Origin of the sequence: Pseudomonas sp. Mn2068 (assembly GCF_049319725.1) — a bacterium.
Lineage (GTDB): Bacteria > Pseudomonadota > Gammaproteobacteria > Pseudomonadales > Pseudomonadaceae > Aquipseudomonas > Aquipseudomonas gingeri.
The window spans coordinates 321,040-337,818 of record NZ_JBMOUG010000002.1; the positions used below are offsets into that span (position 1 = coordinate 321,040).

Here is a 16,779-nt window from a genome sequence, read left to right on the forward strand (position 1 = left end):
CTCCTCAATCCGCCAGCTTACGAAAGGCTGGACAGGTAGTCTTCGTAACCGAACTCACGAACGACCTCGACAGTACCGTCGAGTTGTTTCACTACGATGGACGGCATCTTCAAGCCGTTGAACCAGTTCTTCTTGACCATGGTGTAGCCTGCCGCGTCAACGAACGACAGCCGATCGCCGATGGACAGCGGACGATCGAAGGGGTACTCGCCGAAGATGTCTCCGGCCAGACAGGACTTGCCGCACACCATGTAGGTGTGTTCGCCGTCGCTCGGCGCCATCTTGGCGTCCAGGCGATAGATCAGCAGGTCGAGCATGTGGGCTTCGATGGAACTGTCCACCACCGCCAGGTTCTTGCCGTTGTAGAGGGTGTCGAGCACGGTGACTTCCAGAGAGGCGCTCTGGGTGATCGCCGCTTCGCCCGGTTCCAGGTAGACCTGTACGCCGTACTTCTGCGAGAACGCCTTGAGGCGCGCGCAGAACTCATCCAGGGCATAGCCTTCACCGGTGAAATGGATGCCGCCGCCAAGGCTGACCCACTCGACCTTGTGCAGCAGGTGGCCGAAGCGCTCCTCGATGGTCCCCAGCATCTGGTCGAACAGGCCGAAGTCGCCGTTCTCGCAGTTGTTGTGGAACATGAAGCCAGAGATCTGCCCGATGACCTGTTCGATCTTCGCCGGATCCCACTCGCCCAGGCGGCTGAACGGCCGTGCCGGGTCGGCCAGCAGGTAGTCGGAACTGCTCACCTGGGGGTTGACCCGCAGGCCGCGGACCTTGCCCTTGGAGGCTTCGGCAAAGCGCTGCAACTGGCCGATGGAGTTGAAGATGATCTTGTCGCAGTTCTCGAGCATCTCGCCGATCTCGTCGTCGGCCCAGGCCACGCTGTAGGCGTGGGTCTCGCCGACGAATTTCTGGCGACCGAGCTTGAGCTCGTAGAGCGACGACGACGTCGTGCCGTCCATGTATTGCTGCATCAGGTCGAACACCGACCAGGTGGCGAAGCACTTGAGCGCCAGCAGCGCCTTGGCTCCGGAGTGCTCGCGCACGTAGGCGATCTTCTGCAGGTTGACCAGCAGCTTCTGCTTGTCGATGAGGTAGTACGGCGTCTTGATCATTTCGAGGCCTCCGGCGGGGCTAGCCAAAAAAGGACGCGCATTGTGCCTTTAGTTGGCTCATATCGAAAGGTTGACGGGCGTATTTCCTACCGGCCGGCGCCCAGGGTCAGACGAAGCTGCCGATAGGCGCTCACCAGCTGCTCGAGGGAAAAGGCGAGATTGCGCCCGCTGGGATTGGGCAGGACCCACACCGAGGCGTCCGCCAGGCGCCGTGGTTGCAGCCCCCAGGCGACGTCCCGCTGGCCGGATAATCCGCAGTACCCGGCCTTGCCGAGAAAGGCCACGCAGCCGGGGGCGTAGCGGGCGATCTTGTGTTCGAAACCGGCCGCCGCCGCGCTGAATTCATCGCGGGACAACTGGTCCGCCCGCGCCGTCGGTCGCTCGACCACGGTGGTCAACCCGCATCCGTACTGCAAGAGCGTGCGGTCGTTTTCCGGACGCAGTTCCTCGGGGGTGAAACCGGCCAGATGCAGCGTGCGCCAGAACCGATTGTTGCGCCCGGCGAAGTGATGTCCCTGGGCTGCCGCCATCAACCCCGGGTTGATGCCACAGAAAACCACCGCCAGTTGCCCGGCCAGAATATCTTCGAGTCCTTCAGCCACCACACACCTCACAAGCGCGGACTCATCCGCAGATGACCCTGACCGCGTTGCGCGCCAGCTCGGACAGTTCGGCCCGGGATTTACCCGCCCGGGCCCGTATCGAAATGCTGTGCATCAGGCCCGAGGCGAGCGCCGCCAGGGCCGCCGGGTCGGCATCGGCGTGCAGTTCGCCGGCCTCGATTGCCGCCCGCAGGCGAGTTTCCAGCTCGGCATCGAGGCGGCCGAGGCGGTTGGAAAGAATCTCGCGGATGGCCGGATCCTCGACCGCCTCGGTGGTTGCCGTGCCGATCATGAAGCAACCCCGTGGCTGACCGTCACCGGAGAAGTAGATCGACAACTGCCCCTCGTAGAAACGCAGCAATGCCTCGCCGAGGGTCAGGGAGCGGTCTTTCAGCGCCTCGTCGACGGCCGCCGCGGCCATCTCCCAGTACTGTTCGAGCGCCTTGATATAGAGCGCGTGCTTGTCCCCGAAGGCGGCATACAGGCTGGGGCGGTTCATGCCCGCCGCCGTGGCGATGCTGTCCAGGGAGGCCCCGGCATAGCCGGTATTCCAGAACACCCCGAGCGCCTGTTGCAAGGCTGTCTGGGGGTCGTAGGCGCGAGGGCGGCCGCGGCCTTTTCCCTCGGCGGTCTTTTTTTGTGCCATGTTGTACAAAAATCCTTGAGTGAGGGCCGGGATGGCTATATTCTTACATTGTCGCACAAAAATCGGAATTCAGAAATTCCCGGTTCCAGGCGTGCTCCCCGGCCACAGGTAAATTCGATCATGACCAAGCAATTCGACAGTACGGCGACACACAACTTCGAGCATCCGGGGCCAGTCCAGGCGGACGCGTTCATTCGCAAGCCCCTGAAGGAAAGAGTGCGACCCCTGCTGATGGTGGGGCTGCCAGTGCTGTTCGCGGCGGTTGCCATTGCCCGTTACCTGGCGGCGGAGCCCTTCGTCTCGACCGACAACGCCTATGCCCGGGTAGCCAAGGCTTCCATCAATGCGCGGATTTCCGGACAGGTGGTTGAAATCGCGGTCGAGGACAACCAGCCGGTGCACAAGGGCCAGGTGTTGTTCCGGATCAATCCGGAGCCTTTGCAGATCGCCGTCAACCGGGCAGATGCCCAACTGAGCGTGGCGCGGTTGCGCATCGCCGGGCTCAAGGCCAGCTATCGGCAGCAGCAGGCCGAGCTGCAATCGGCCCGGGAGTCGGCGAGCTTCGACGAAAAGGAGTTCGCCAGGAAGAAGGCGCTGATGGCCAGCGAGTTCGTCTCGCGCTCGCTCTACGAGCGTGCGGACACCGATCTCAAGGTCGCGCGACAACGCATAGCGTCCGTTGAACAGCAGATCGCCAATACGGTGGTGGCGTTGAACGGCAATCCGGATATCGATATCGACAGCCACCCGGCGATTCGCGAGGCCAGGGCCCAGCTCGACGAGGCACGGCTCTACCTCTCGTATGCGACGGTCTATGCGCCGGACGATGGCATCGTCGCCAAGGTCGACGACCTGCAGGTCGGCAACTATCTCAACAGCGGCGCGCCGGCCTTTGCCTTGCTCTCGGCCCGCCAGGTGTGGGTCGAGGCCAACTTCCGCGAGACCCAGTTGGCGCATATGCGTCCGGGGCAGACCGCGACCATCAGCATCGATACCTACCCGGATCATCCGTTCAAGGCCCGTGTCATCAGCATGAGTCCCGGCACCGGCGCGGACTTCGCCCTGCTGCCGCCGGAAAACGCCACCGGCAACTGGGTCAAGGTGATCCAGCGGGTACCGGTCCGGCTCGAACTCGATGAAGTCGATCCGCGCCTGCCGTTATTCTCCGGCACCAGCGCCACGGTCACGGTCGATACCGGTTATCGGGCGCCCTGGTGGCAGCCGCTCAAGGGGCTGTTGACCGCGAGCCGCGGGCAATGAACGGGGCCGAGGGTGCGCGTGCGCTGAGGTTTGCCGCGCTGCTGGCGACCTATATGCAGTCTGCCAACCTGCCGCTGCCGAACGCGGTGCTGCGGTTGCTCCAGGGCAGCTTGTCGATGACCGACGACCAGGCCGGCTGGGTCTTCACCTCCTACCTGGCGGCGAGCGCCATTAACTTACCGATCGCCCAGTGGCTGGGTGGCCGTTACGGCCTGAAGCTGATGTACCAAGGCGCGCTGGCGATCTTCGCCCTGGGCCTGCTGCTCGCCACCCTGGCAACGACGCCGCTGCAGTTCGTCGGGGCGCGGGTTGTCCAGGGGCTGGCCAGTGGCGTACTGGCGCCGCTGTCGATGGCGATCGCCCTGGAGACCCTGGCGCCGGCACGGCGCGCGACCTTCGGTGCGACCTGGACCGCCATCGTGCTGCTGGGCATCGCCACCGGCCCGGGTATCGGCGGCTGGCTCGGTGAGCATTACGGCTGGCGCGCGATCTTCCATATCAGCCTGCCGCTGTCGGCGTTCATCTTCCTGGTGGTGGCGCTGTGGCTGCCGGAGAAAAAGGCCGGGACACGCCCGTCCTTCGACTTCTTCGGCTTCGGCACCTTCACCCTGGGCATGATCGGGTTGCAGATGCTGCTCGACCGGGGCGAGCGCCTGGAGTGGTTCGCCTCGCCGGAAATCTGGCTGGAAGCGCTGGCCGCCGGACTTGGGCTTTACCTGTTCGTTGTCCATGCGCTGACCGCGAAGGTGCACTTTGTCAGCAAGGGGCTGTTTCGGGATCGCAACTTCGTGTTGTCGACGGTGATGTTTTTCGCCCTGGGTTTTGTCCTGTTGTCGACCATGGCCCTGACCTCGCCGATGCTCGATGAACTGCTCGGTTATCCGCCCGACACGACCGGTGGCCTGACCCTGCCGCGAGGTATCGGGCTGGTGGGAGCCTTCCTGCTGATGGGCCGGGTGCCCGCGCGCGTCGACCCGCGGGTATGGGTGGCGGCGGGTATCGCCCTGGTGGTGTATGCCAACGGGCTGATGCTCGGCTATTCGCCGCTGATGGACAGCTGGCCGGTGGCGATTGCCGGTGCATTGCAGGGCATCGGTCTCGGAGTGTTGATGCCGGCGCTGAGCAAGATGGCGTTCAGCACGCTCGACCCGAAGCTGCGTCCGGAAGCCGCGGGGATTTTCAATCTGGTCCGGGTCTATGGCAGCACCCTCGGGGTGGCGGTGGTGCAGTTGTACTTCTTCAACAACACCCAGGCGATGCACCTGGCGCTGGCCAGCCATCTGACGGCGTATCGGCTTGCCGCGCCGATGTCGCTGCCGGCCCTGGCCGGGCTCAACGAAATGATCACCGGCCAGGCGGCGTTCATCGCCGTGATCGGCCAGTTCAAGATTTTGCTGGTGGTGATGCTGGTGGTGAGTCCGCTGGTGTTCTTTCTTCGCAAACCCGTTCCGACCAACTAGTCCCCGTGGAGTCCGGAAAATGAAATCCAGTGCGTTCGTCATCAACAGGCCGCGGTTTCCAGCGATGGTCTGGACGGTCTCGGCGCTTGCCGTGCTGTCCGCCTGTACCGTCGGCCCGGACTACGCCGCGCCAGCGCAAAGTCCGTCGCAGCATTATGACCAACAGGCCGAGCAGCGTCTGGGCGGCAAGGCTGACCAGCATATCGACCTGGGCAGGCCGCTCAAGGGTGACTGGTGGTCGGCTTTTCAATCAGCGAAGCTCGACCGGCTGGTGCGGCGCGCCGTTGCCGGCAATCTTGAGCTGGTGGCGGCTGACGCGACACTGCGGCAAGCGGCATCCTCCGTGGCCGCAGCGGAGGGCGCGCTGTACCCGCAGGTCGATTTCGGCGCCCAGGCCGGTCGCCAGCGGGTACACACGGCAGCCGAACCTGCGGTCGCCAACTTCTATTCGGTCGGGCCGCGGGTCGGCTTCGACCTCGATGCCTTCGGTGGCAACCGGCGGCGGATCGAGCAGCAGCAGGCGTTCACCGAGCTGCAGCAGCACCGCTACGAAGCGGCCTACCTGACGCTGACGGGCGATGTCGCCAGCCAGGCGCTGCTGGTGGCTAGCGCCAACGCGCAGATGGCGGCGGTGGAGAAGCTGCTGGCCAATGACGCGAGGAATCTCGAACTGGTGCGTACGGCCCAGCTCAATGGCGCCACCACGCGGATCGACGTGTCGCTGGCCGAAACCCGGCTGGCGCAGGATCGTACGCTGTTGCCACCCCTGGCCCAGCAACGCGATGCGGCGCGGCATGCGTTGTCGATCCTGGCGGGCAAGGGGCCTGCCGACTGGATCGCCGCGGATTTCGAACTGGACGAATTTACCTTGCCGGCCAATCTGCCGGTCAGCCTGCCTTCGGAAATGGCCCGCACCCGGCCCGATATCCTGCAGGCCGAGGCCGACCTGCATATGGCCAGCGCCGCGGTGGGTATCGCGACGGCCAATCTCTATCCCCACGTGGAGCTGTCGGCCTCGCTGGCACAGGCCGCTTCCGGCAATGGCGGCGCCGCGCTCTGGGGTTTTGCAGCAGGGCTGGCGGGACCGATCTTCGACGGCGGCGCCCGCGAGGCCGAACGCCAGGCTTCTATCGACGGCTACCAGGCGGCGTTGGCGGGCTACCGGCAGACGGTCATCAGTTCCTTCGGCCAGGTGGCGGACACGCTGCAGGCGATCAACCACAACGCCGAAGCCAACCTGGCGCAGACACAGGCCTTGCGCGCCGCCGAAACCAGCCTGCACCTGAACCAGCAAGCCTATGCCCAGGGCGAAAACAGCATTCTCCAGGTGCTGGAGGCCGAGCGCGCTTATGAGCAGGCGTCGCTGGGGCTGATCAGGGTGCAGACCGCGCAGTATCTCGACACGGTACGGCTGTTCGTGGCGCTTGGCGGCAACGCCGTCGGCGTGGCGGCACGGCAGGTTGCCTCCGGCGAAATCAACAGACAGACCATGGAGTAACGACATGACTTATCAAGACACCCTTCGCGATACCCGGTTTCCACTTATCTACGGCAGCGGTTCGATGCCGGCGGTGGGCTTCGGTACGCTGTTCCGCGATCTTTCGGTGACCACCGAGGCGATCAGGACCGCGCTGCAAACCGGCTTCCGGCATTTCGATTGTGCCGAGCGCTATCGCAATGAAGAGCAGGTCGGCGTGGCGCTACAGGAGGCGCTGGAGAGCGGCCTGGTCGGGCGGGAAGAGCTGTTCATCACCACCAAGCTGTGGAATACCAATCACCGGCCCGAGCGCGTCAAGCCGGCGTTCGAGGCCAGTTGCCGGCGACTGGGCGTCGACTATATCGACTGCTACCTGATCCATACGCCGTTTGCCTTTCAGGCCGGTGACGACCAGGACCCGCGGGATGCACTGGGCCAGGTCATCTACGACCAGGGCGTGACGCTGATCGAGACCTGGCGGGCTCTCGAGAGCCTGATGGACGAAGGGCTGTGCCGCTCCATCGGCCTTTCGGACATCACCCTGGAAGCCTTGAAGGAAGTAGTTGCGGCGGCCCGGATAAAACCCTCGGTGGTCCAGGTCGAGTCCCACCCGTACCTGCCGGAATGGGAACTGCTCGAATTCTGCCGTGAGCACGGCATCATCGTCCTGGCGTTCGCCCCCCTCGGCCACGGCATGGAGCCCAATGTGCTGGAGGAACCGGTGATTACCGGTATCGCCCGGCGCGTGCGCAAAACCCCGGCACAAGTGGCCCTGGCCTGGTCGGTGCAGCGTGGCGTGGCGTTCCTGACCACCTCGGCGACACCGGGCCATATTCAGGAGAACTTCGATATCGCGACCTTGCCCCACCGGGCCATGCGGGAAATCCAGGAAGAGATCACCACCCGCATACGCTTCAACTCGGTGGTGGAAACCGGCGTGCCAGGTTTTATTCCGCGCAAGAAATGATTCCCGAGGTGGACACGATGGACGTATTCCAGAGCATGCGGTTTTTCATCACCGTCGCACAGAGTGGCAGCTTCACGGCGGCGGCCGCAGTGCTGGGCACCACCATCACCAATGTCTCCAAGGCGGTTTCCGCTCTTGAGGCCAGGCTGCAGACGCGGCTGATCAACCGCACCACCCGACGCCTGGCGCTGACCGAAGCCGGGGCGCGCTACCTGCAACGCTGCGAGAAGATTCTCGACGAGGTGCGCGAGGCGGACGAGGAGGCGGGGACGGCCCATGTCATGCCCGCCGGACGCCTGAAGATTCATGCGATGGCGGCGGTGGGCAACCACTATGTGATCGACGCCATCGCCCGCTATCGAGAACGCTATCCCTCGGTCATGTTCGACCTGACCCTGACCAACCGCCAGCCCGACCTGCTGGAGGAGGGTTACGACATGTCGATCGTGCTGGCGCGGGAGCTGCCCGATTCGGGATTTGTCGCCCAGCGACTGGGTTCCACCTACAGCATTCTCTGTGCTGCACCGGCGTACCTGGAAAGGCGCGGCATTCCCGATTCGCCGAGTGCCCTCGGTGCGCATGACTGCCTGAGGATCGTCAACACGGTCATGCCCGTGGAGCACTGGGCCTTCGAGGGGCCGCAAGGCATGGAAGCCATCGATATCCCGCTGTCGCCTTTTCATATCAATACCGCCGATGGCATGACGGTCGCGATCAAGAGCGGCATGGGCATCGGCATCCAGCCCGTGGCCTCCGCCATCGAAGGTCTGCGGGCAGGGACCCTGGTGCGGGTCCTGCCGGACTATCACCTTGAACAGCTGAACCTGTTCGCCATCTATCCGTCGCGCAAATTCGTCGATGCCAAGATCAGGACCTGGGTGGAATTTCTCAAGAGCGCTGTTCCGGGCGTGCTGGCATCTGACGAAGAGGTGCTCGCGTCGCGAGAGTGATCGGTCGCGGTCTTCTCTCCCCGCCATCGGGCAAGGAAATATCAGCCATTTACAGGCGGGCGCGTGGTTGCGGCTCGACGCCTGACAAAAGCGCGATTAGCATGGCGATGATCTCGACCGAGCCCGGAAAAACCTCACAAGAACCTCATCTCCATGACCCTGCTCGAACGCGCCAGACACTTCTCCATCAAGCAACTCGCCCTCCAGGCGGGGGTCAGCAAGGCCACGGTCGATCGCGTGCTGCATGAACGCGGCAGCGTGCATTACCAGACCCGGCGGCGTATCGAACAGGCCCTGGATGAACTCGAGTCCCAGGAAAAAAACGGCCTGGTGGTGGGGCGCACCTTCCATATCGACGTGATCCTGCATACGCCACGACGCTTCAGCACGGCGGTGCAGAAGGCGATGACCACGCAACTGGGCAGCATGGCGCCGTTTCGCATTGCCCCGCGCTTTCACCTGTTCGAGGACATCGAGCCGCAGGCGATGCACGACAGGCTGCTGCGCTGCCTCGACACCGGCAGCCAGGGCGTGGTGCTCAAGGCCGCCGACGTGCCGCTGGTGAACCAGGCGGTCAGACGGCTGGCCGAGGCCGGTATCCCGGTGGTGACCCTGGTCAGCGATCTGCCGCAAAGCGAGCGCATCGGCTATGTCGGCATGGACAATCGTACCGCCGGGCAGACCGCCGCGTATCTGTTTTCCCGCTGGCTACCCTCCGAGCCCCAGGACGTGGCGGTGGTCATCAGCAGTGAGCTGTTCCGTGGCGAAGAAGAACGGGAAATGGGCTTTCGCATGTGGCTGCGGGGTCGTGCCGCGCATTTGCGGGTGCTGGATATCAGCGGCGGCTTCGGGGTGTACGAACGCACCTTCGAGCGGGTGACCGAGGCGCTGAAGCAGCATCCCGGGCTCAAGGCGGTGTACAGCGTGGGTGGCGGCAATCGGGCGATAGTCGACGCCTTTGCCGCCCAGGGCCGGCCCCTGGAAGTGTTTATCGGCCACGACCTCGATGAAGAAAACCAGCAGTTGCTGAACGAGGAAAAAATCGCCGCGATCATCGACCACAACCTGCAGATCGACTCGCGCAATGTGTTCCTGCACATCCTGCAGTTCCACCGGCTGTGGAAGGCCGGGCCGGTCGCACCGTCCCAGGTGCAGATCGTCACGCCGTTCAACCTGCCTGGTGGTTAAGGCGTTGGGCGAAGCCACGGTACAACATCGGGCCTGACGTGTTGCTGAAGGTGCTTCTGCGTGGCGCTTTGGCCTACAAGATCCTGGGAAGCGTCTGCCTATCTCTTCCAACAGGTTTTGGCCGAATATCCGAATGGTATTGCTGTCGTGCGCAGCACCTGGCCGGGAAGGCCGGCTTGACGATGACCACACTCCTTCGAGCCGATGTCTCCAGGTCGCTTGTCAATTGCAGGAGCTATCATGGAAATGTCGCTAACCTTATACGACGCACTGACGACTGCCAGTATTCCGGCGAACAAGGCCAAGGCGGTTGTAGATGCCTGGGAGGCCGATATGAAAAATCTCGCGACAAAGTCGGATTTGCTGCAAACCGAAGCACGCCTGGAAGCACGGCTGGATGCACGCTTCTCGGAGCAGGGATCAGTTGTCAGGGAACTGGGCAGCGAAATGCGGGCACAAGGTGTCGAACTGCGCGCCTTGATCAAGGAGCAGGGGGCCGATCTGCGTTCGTCCATTTCGGCATTGGAGTCGCAGAACAAGATCCTGCGGTGGCAGTTTGGCCTGATCTTCATCTGCGTCGCCGTACCGCTGCTGAAGACGAGTTTTGAGCTGCTGAGCAGGTAGGCCTGATCTTCGCGTTCTTTCATTCAAGCGCGACAAACGAAAAGCCCGCTCAATGGCGGGCTCTCGACAGATGGGCCAAATCCCTTTGGCTGACATCATTCTGATTAACGGGTATGACGATGTGGTGACAGAGTCGCAATGATTGCGTGACAGCCTCTGTGTCATCTCAAGGCTGTCGACTCGACAGCGTCAGCCTCGACCACTCGCTCCATCCGCCACCCAGCGCCGTGTACAGGTTCACCTCCGCCACCAGTTGCGCCAGCTGATCGTTGATCAGGCCTTGCTGTGAACTGAACAGCGAGCGTTGCGCATCGAGGAACACCAGGCTGCTGTCGACCCCGGTCCGATAGCGATGCTCGGCCATATCGTAATAGTCCTGTGTGGCCTTCACCAGGTCACGTTGCGCCTGGAGTTGCTCGTCGTAGGTCTGGCGTGCCGCCAGGCCGTCAGCAACTTCCTGGAAGGCAGTCTGGATCGATTTTTCGTATTGCGCGATACGGATATCCTTCTGCAGCTTCGAGTAGTCCAGGCTCGCCCGCAGGCTGCCGGTGTTGAAAATCGGCAGGTTGACCTGCGGCTGGAAGGTCCAGGATCCCGAGCCGGCCTTGAACAGTCCCGACAGTTCCTTGCTGGTGGTGCCGGCATTCGCGGTCAGGCTCACGCTCGGAAAGAACGCCGCCCGCGCCGCGCCGATATTGGCGTTGGCGGCCTTGAGCTGGTATTCGGCCTGGAGGATGTCCGGGCGCCGTTGCAGTAGATCCGAAGGCAGGCCCGCCGGCACTTGCGCCACCAGGCTATCGGCCAGCGGTCGTTCGGGCAGCGAGTCGGGCAGTGGTGCGCCGACCAGCAGTGTCAGGTTGTTCAGGTCCTGGGCGACCTGGCGCTCGTAGCGCGACAGGTTGGCGCGGGCACTTTCGACGCTGGTCCGGGCCTGGCTGACATCCAGCGCCGAGAGCTTGCCGGCATCGCGGCTGCGGGTGGTCAGGTGCAGGCTCTGTTCATAGGCGTCGAGGGTCTTGCGGGTCAATGCCAGCAATTCACGGTCAGCCAGCCAGGTCAGGTAGGCATTGGCGACATTGGCCACCAGGCTCAACTGGGTGCTGCGTCGTGCCTGTTCCGAGGAGAGGTAGGTGGCCATGGCCTGCTCGGTCAGGCTGCGCACGCGGCCGAACAAATCCAGCTCATAGGCGCTGACGCCCAGGTTCACCGAGCTGCTCGAGGTGATGACCGGCTTGCCGCCGGCCAGACTGCCCGGCACCCGCTGGCGTGAGCTGCTGCCATTGGCCGAAACCGCCGGCAGCAGGTCGGCGCGTTGGATCCGGTACTGGGCCTGGAAGGCGTCGACATTCAGGGCGGCCACCCGCAGATCGCGGTTGTTCATCAGGGCGTTTCCGATCAATTGCCGCAGCGTCGGGTCACGAAACAGGCTGCGCCAGTCCGCGCCTGGCGCAACGCTGTCTTGGGCGGTCGTCGCATAGGCCGGGCCCTGGGGATACTGCGGCGCACTGGGCGAAGCCGGTTGCTGGTAATCCGGCATCAGCGAACAACCGCCGAGCAGCAGTGCCGCGGCGACCAGGGAAAGAGGGGATTTGCTCATCGACCAGCCTCATGGAAGGGAAGGGCGGGTGGCCGTGTAACCGGCACCCGCTTGTCAGCAAGAAAGGAAGGTCTAGGCGCCGGCCATCCAGCGGGCCAGCCCATGGCGTCCGCTGACCCCGAGTTTGGCGGCCGCGCGCTTGAGATAGGTTTCGACGGAACTGTTCTTCACGCTGAGTTTCTCGGCCATCTGTGGCACCGTGCCACCCACCAGCAGCCCCAGGCAGACTTCCCGTTCCCGGCTCGACAGAATGATGTCGCCCAGAGCCAGGCGCTTGCTGAAGGCTTGCTGCAACGAGACGGGCTCCTGTTCCGCCTGAGGCCCCGGCACAGGGCTGGTGACGTTCTTCAGGACTGCCTGGCGGCTGATCTGCGCATGGCGTTCGATCAGCGGCAGCAGGGTGTCGGAGAGGTTCTTGAGAAATGACAGCTCGCTGAGGGCAAAGCCTTTTTGCGTGTGCGAACGGTAAAGCGAAATGACACAGCGACGATTGGATTTGCGCGACACCAGGTTGCACTGGTGGGCGGCGTCCCGGTTATCACGGCGGTTGACCTGCGCGTTCATCTGGATCAGGAGTGAGTCATCCATCTCGATCATCTGGCTGAGCAGTGGATGTGTATCCGGGTGCTGCGGGAGTTCGGGCGGCGCAGAGTCGTCTTTCAGGCCGGCGCAGCCCAGTGGCTCGATATCGACCACGCTGGCCTGGCGCTCGTCGAGTGTCCATTCGCTGAGGTCGATCCGCTCGACCGGTACCAGCTTATCGATCAGGTTGAGCATGTTGCTGGCAAAGTGTTCATTGCCCGTGCTTGAAATCAGTTCGCCCAATTCGAAATAGAAGCCGGGGCTTTCTACGTCTCGAATACTGCTGGTCAGATTCATTTCCTTGTCTTCCTTGATATAGACCTGTCGTCAAACGATTTGCGGCATGAAATCGGAAGCAACCAGTTCTCCTTGAACAGGATTTCTCCGGGGATTTAAGCCTATGCATTTATCCTACGTCTGTAGTGGAAAAAGGGGACATAAAAATCTATGAAGGGTGTAGGGGGTATGGGGATTTTCTGACTATATCAAACGCTTGTTCTGTGTTGGATTGTCTTAATGATATAGCTACAAATGCATGATATTAATAAATTTTATGGGTTGTATGACGGATGATTCAGTCGGTGGCAAAGGTGGTTTTTAGCGTATTTCCTACATATTTTTAAGACTTTGCTTAAGTGGCGTTTTGACGGTGGCTACAAAGATTCCGGGGGAGTGCTCAATATCGCGGGTCCTGATGAGGGAGTCGCTTGCATGAATATCCCCTGGGACAAGCCCCTCCATACAGGAGGTTTTTTTTGTCCGGGGTTTTGGTGCCATACAGCCCCGCAAGCCGGATGTTTAAATTCGCGGATAATTGTTTGAGACGGACCTTATGGAACTTTCCCGCGCTACCGACATGGACGATACGGCTGTGACTCGAGAGGGCTTTCCCCTGACGGCCAGCCAGCGGGACATCTGGCTTGACCAGATGAGTCGGGGTGATTCTCCGTTGTACAATATCGGAGGATATGTAGAACTTAATGGGACCATTGTCCCGCAACTTGTCCAGCGTGCGGTCGAGTGCCTGGTGGCCAAACACGATGCCCTGCGCACCGTGCTGCGGGCCGGTGCCGATGGCCTGCCCGTACAGAGCTTCGCGCCGACGCTGGCCGTGTCGGTGCCGTTGTACAGCGTTGCCACCCAGGCCGATCCGCTGGCGGCCGCCCGGCGGCTGATGCAGCAGCAGATACAGCAGCCTTACGAACTGGAGGGCGGGCCGTTGTTCCGCTTCTTCCTGGTTCGGCTGGACGATACCCACAATTTGCTGGGCACCCAGGCCCACCACCTGATCCTCGACGGCTGGGGCTTCGGGCAGATGCTGGCCTCGCTGGGAGGCATCTACAGCGCGCTGGCGCGCGGCGAGGAGCCGGACCTGGTGGCACCGTCCTATATCGACTTTATCGCCGATGACCAGCAATACCGCGATTCGTCGCGCTACACCCGCGACCGTGACTACTGGCTGGCCAAGTACCGGACGCTACCGGACCCGATGCTGCTGCCGCGTTATCGCGGTCGGTGGGCCAGCGACAGCGTGGTCCAGGCCTTTCCCACATCACTGCACGAGCGGATGAAGGCCCTGGCGAGTACCTGCCAGGCCTCGGCCTTCCATGTGTTGCTGGCGGCGGTGCATCTCTGCTTCGCCGGTACTTCGCAGCGCAATGACTGGGTGCTCGGCGTACCGATCCTTAACCGTGGCAATGCCCGCTTCAAGTCGACCCTGGGACTGTTTACCCAGGTCAGCGCGCTGCGTTTCGATTTTGCCGATGGGCTGTCGTTCGGCGAACTGGTATGCGGTGTACGTGATGTCCTCAGGCAGGACCTGCGGCACCAGCGCTACCCCCTGAGCGAGATGAACCGTGCGCTGGGCCTGCTGCGCGAGGATCGCAACCAACTGTTCGAAATATCGGTGTCCTATGAGCAAGATGACCATGATTACCGGTACGGCGAGGCGCAGGCGCACACCGTGAAGGTGTCCAATCGTCACGAGTCGACACCGTTGACCCTTCATCTGCGCAGCAACCGTTATAACGACAAGGCCTGGATCCACCTCGTCTACAACGAGGCCTACTTCGAGCCCGCCGAGGTCCAGGCACTGGCCGAGCGGCTGACTTTCGTGCTCGAGCAGGGACTGGAAAACACCGGCCTGGCGCTGCGCGAGTTTGTGCTGGTCACGCCGGCCGAAACCGAGCGGTTGGCAGCGTGGAATGCCACTGAGGCGGCCTATGATCTCGAACAGACCATCCAGCAGGTGTTCGAGGCCCAGGTCCGACGTACACCGGAGGCCGTGGCAGTGGTGGCGGGCGAGCGGAGCCTGACCTATCGCCAGCTCAACGAGCAGGCCAACCAGTTGGCGCACTGCCTGCGCGAGCAGGGCGTGCAACCCGATGCGCGGGTGGCGATCTGCGTCGAGCGCGGCCTGGAACTGGTGATCGGCCTGTGGGCCATCGTCAAGGCCGGGGGCGCCTATGTGCCGCTGGATCCGGGCTATCCGCCGGAGCGCCTGGAGCACATGCTGCGCGACAGTTCGTCGGTACTGCTGCTGGTGCATGCCGCTACGCGTCACCTGCCGGGCGCGGTGACCATACCCGTGCTCGACTTCGACCATGACACCTGGCATGACCAACCGGTGAGCGAGGTGCAGGTGCCGGGACTGACCGCGTCGAACCTGGCCTATGTGATCTATACCTCGGGCTCCACCGGCACACCCAAGGGCGTGGCGCTCGAGCATCGCGGCCTGTGCAATCTGGTGCACTGGAGTTCGAAACTGTTTACCGGCGATCGCAGCGGGGCGTTGTTGCAGAAGTCCCCGTTCAGTTTCGACGGCTCGGTCTGGGAGTTCTTCTGGCCGCTGACCGTGGGCATGCGCCTGGTGCTGGCCCGTCCCGACGGGCAATGGGAATCGGCCTACCTGGCGCAAACGGTGCGTGAGCAGCAGGTCACCGTGATCAAGTTCGTGCCGGCGATGCTGCAGCAGTTTCTCGAACTGGAGGAAGTCAGCCAATGCACCAGCCTGACGGACGTGTTCTGTGGCGGCGGCGAACTGACGGCGGCCCTGGCCCACAGGGTCCGGGAGCGCCTGCCAGGGGTGCGCCTGCACAACGTCTACGGGCCGACGGAGGCGACGGTCGACAGCACGGTCTGGACCCTGGAACCGGGTGCTGCGATACCGGATATCCAGTTGCCCATCGGCCGGCCGATCTGCAACACGCGCCTGTATGTGCTCGATGCTCAGGACCGGCCGGTCCCGATCGGTTTCAGCGGGCAATTGCACATTGGCGGTGTCGGCGTTGCCCGTGGCTACCTGGGGTTGCCGCAGTTGGTGGCCGAGCGTTTTATCGACAGTCCGTTCGTGGCCGGCGACCGCCTCTATCGCACCGGTGACCTGGTGCGGTATCGCGCGGACGGCAATCTCGAATTCCTCGGGCGCGACGACTTCCAGGTCAAGCTGCGCGGCTTTCGCCTGGAGCTTGGCGAGATCGAGGCGCGCCTTTCGGCCCATGACAGGGTCAGGGAGGCGGTGGTGCTGATGCGCGACGAGCGGCTGGTGGCCTATTTCACGCCGCGAGACCCCGCACAGGTGCCGGCCATCGAGGCGCTGCGCAACCATCTGTCGACACTGCTCCCGGACTACATGGTGCCATCGGCCTATGTGCGCCTCGACGCATGGCCACTGACTCCCAACGGCAAGCTGGACCGCCAGGCACTTCCGGCCCCCGGCATCGAGGCGGTGATCAGCCGGCGTTACGAGGCCCCACAGGGCGCCGTGGAAATCGCCCTGGCGCAGATCTGGGCCGAGGTGCTGAAGCTCGAGCGGGTGGGCCGCAACGACCATTTCTTCGAGTTGGGCGGGCATTCGCTGCTGGCCATGAAGCTTGTGGCACGCATGCGTGATGCGGGCCTGGAGGCCGATGCCTCGGCCATCTTCAGCGAACCCCGCCTTGCTGCCCTGGCTACCCGCACCGTCGGGCGCGTGCAAGCGCTCGAGATCCCGGCCACCACCATTCCGACGCTCAATCGCCGGCGGCGGCTCTGACTGTCGGGGCAGCCTCGCACCCCCTGAAAACGGCGGCGTTGGCCATGTCCCCGCTTCCCATGTCAGACACATCCGAATGGATGCTTTAGTTTTCAAACCAGTGAAAAAACACTGATGGCTTAGTGCCTTTATTTCCTTTTTTTGAGCAGGACGCCTCATGCGTCCTGATGACACGCAGCGCCGCCTGGTCGGCGCAAGGGCGCGAAGCACGGGCACAGCGTTGCCTTTGAAAATGGACTTTCTCGTCAACCGTTTCCGAATTTAAAAGCAGGTCTCTC

13 protein-coding genes are annotated in these 16,779 nt (G+C 63.0%); 8 read left to right on the plus strand and 5 right to left on the minus strand.

The genetic code is table 11. The annotated features are described in order from the left end of the window. Window positions 1-17 precede the first annotated feature (17 nt). From ACL9RJ_RS06060 to ACL9RJ_RS06070, 3 genes are all read right to left on the minus strand, one after another. Window positions 18-1,115, minus strand: coding sequence for a carboxynorspermidine decarboxylase (locus tag ACL9RJ_RS06060; protein ID WP_017128170.1), 1,098 nt, complete (start codon window positions 1,113-1,115; stop codon window positions 18-20). 86 nt (window positions 1,116-1,201) lie between these two features. Next, window positions 1,202-1,717 carry a G/U mismatch-specific DNA glycosylase gene (gene mug, locus ACL9RJ_RS06065; RefSeq protein ID WP_042936299.1) on the minus strand — a complete coding sequence of 172 codons (516 nt, stop codon included), beginning with the start codon at window positions 1,715-1,717 and terminating at the stop codon, window positions 1,202-1,204. Window positions 1,718-1,739: 22 nt separating this feature from the next. After that, window positions 1,740-2,363 carry a TetR/AcrR family transcriptional regulator gene (locus tag ACL9RJ_RS06070; protein ID WP_422765009.1) on the minus strand — a complete coding sequence of 208 codons (624 nt, stop codon included), beginning with the start codon at window positions 2,361-2,363 and terminating at the stop codon, window positions 1,740-1,742. 120 nt (window positions 2,364-2,483) lie between these two features. Here ACL9RJ_RS06070 and ACL9RJ_RS06075 point away from each other — a divergent pair, with 120 nt between their 5' ends. The 7 genes from ACL9RJ_RS06075 to ACL9RJ_RS06105 all read left to right on the plus strand — a co-directional run bounded on the left by ACL9RJ_RS06075 (window position 2,484) and on the right by ACL9RJ_RS06105 (window position 10,289). After that, window positions 2,484-3,623: an HlyD family secretion protein gene (locus tag ACL9RJ_RS06075; protein WP_422765010.1), complete on the plus strand. Its 1,140-nt coding sequence runs from the start codon at window positions 2,484-2,486 to the stop codon at window positions 3,621-3,623. Further along, window positions 3,620-5,083: a DHA2 family efflux MFS transporter permease subunit gene (locus tag ACL9RJ_RS06080; RefSeq protein WP_422765011.1), complete on the plus strand. Its 1,464-nt coding sequence runs from the start codon at window positions 3,620-3,622 to the stop codon at window positions 5,081-5,083. The genes ACL9RJ_RS06075 and ACL9RJ_RS06080 overlap by 4 nt, the downstream gene beginning before the upstream one ends. A gap of 19 nt (window positions 5,084-5,102) precedes the next feature. Continuing rightward, on the plus strand, window positions 5,103-6,581 hold the full coding sequence (locus ACL9RJ_RS06085) for an efflux transporter outer membrane subunit (RefSeq protein ID WP_177119401.1): 1,479 nt from the start codon (window positions 5,103-5,105) through the stop codon (window positions 6,579-6,581). 4 nt (window positions 6,582-6,585) lie between these two features. Continuing rightward, the gene (locus ACL9RJ_RS06090; RefSeq protein ID WP_422765012.1) at window positions 6,586-7,527 is read left to right on the plus strand and encodes an aldo/keto reductase; all 942 of its coding nucleotides are present in this window, start codon (window positions 6,586-6,588) and stop codon (window positions 7,525-7,527) included. A gap of 17 nt (window positions 7,528-7,544) precedes the next feature. Next, window positions 7,545-8,477 carry a LysR family transcriptional regulator gene (locus ACL9RJ_RS06095; RefSeq protein ID WP_177087673.1) on the plus strand — a complete coding sequence of 311 codons (933 nt, stop codon included), beginning with the start codon at window positions 7,545-7,547 and terminating at the stop codon, window positions 8,475-8,477. 159 nt (window positions 8,478-8,636) lie between these two features. Next, complete coding sequence (locus tag ACL9RJ_RS06100; RefSeq protein ID WP_177088096.1) at window positions 8,637-9,665, plus strand: LacI family DNA-binding transcriptional regulator; 1,029 nt, start codon at window positions 8,637-8,639, stop codon at window positions 9,663-9,665. 240 nt (window positions 9,666-9,905) lie between these two features. Next, a complete protein-coding gene (locus tag ACL9RJ_RS06105; protein WP_177129070.1) occupies window positions 9,906-10,289 on the plus strand; it encodes a DUF1640 domain-containing protein in 384 nt (127 codons plus the stop codon). A 166-nt stretch (window positions 10,290-10,455) separates the two neighbouring features. On the opposite strand, the gene adeC is transcribed toward ACL9RJ_RS06105, so the two are convergent. Together adeC and ACL9RJ_RS06115 are read right to left on the minus strand one after the other, a co-directional pair. Then, entirely contained in the window at window positions 10,456-11,886 is a 1,431-nt protein-coding gene (adeC, locus tag ACL9RJ_RS06110; protein WP_212809805.1) for an AdeC/AdeK/OprM family multidrug efflux complex outer membrane factor, read from the minus strand. A gap of 72 nt (window positions 11,887-11,958) precedes the next feature. Continuing rightward, the gene (locus ACL9RJ_RS06115; RefSeq protein WP_017128199.1) at window positions 11,959-12,765 is read right to left on the minus strand and encodes a helix-turn-helix transcriptional regulator; all 807 of its coding nucleotides are present in this window, start codon (window positions 12,763-12,765) and stop codon (window positions 11,959-11,961) included. 631 nt (window positions 12,766-13,396) lie between these two features. Here ACL9RJ_RS06115 and ACL9RJ_RS06120 point away from each other — a divergent pair. Next, complete coding sequence (locus ACL9RJ_RS06120; protein ID WP_422765121.1) at window positions 13,397-16,501, plus strand: non-ribosomal peptide synthetase; 3,105 nt, start codon at window positions 13,397-13,399, stop codon at window positions 16,499-16,501. The last annotated feature ends 278 nt before the right edge of the window (window positions 16,502-16,779 follow it).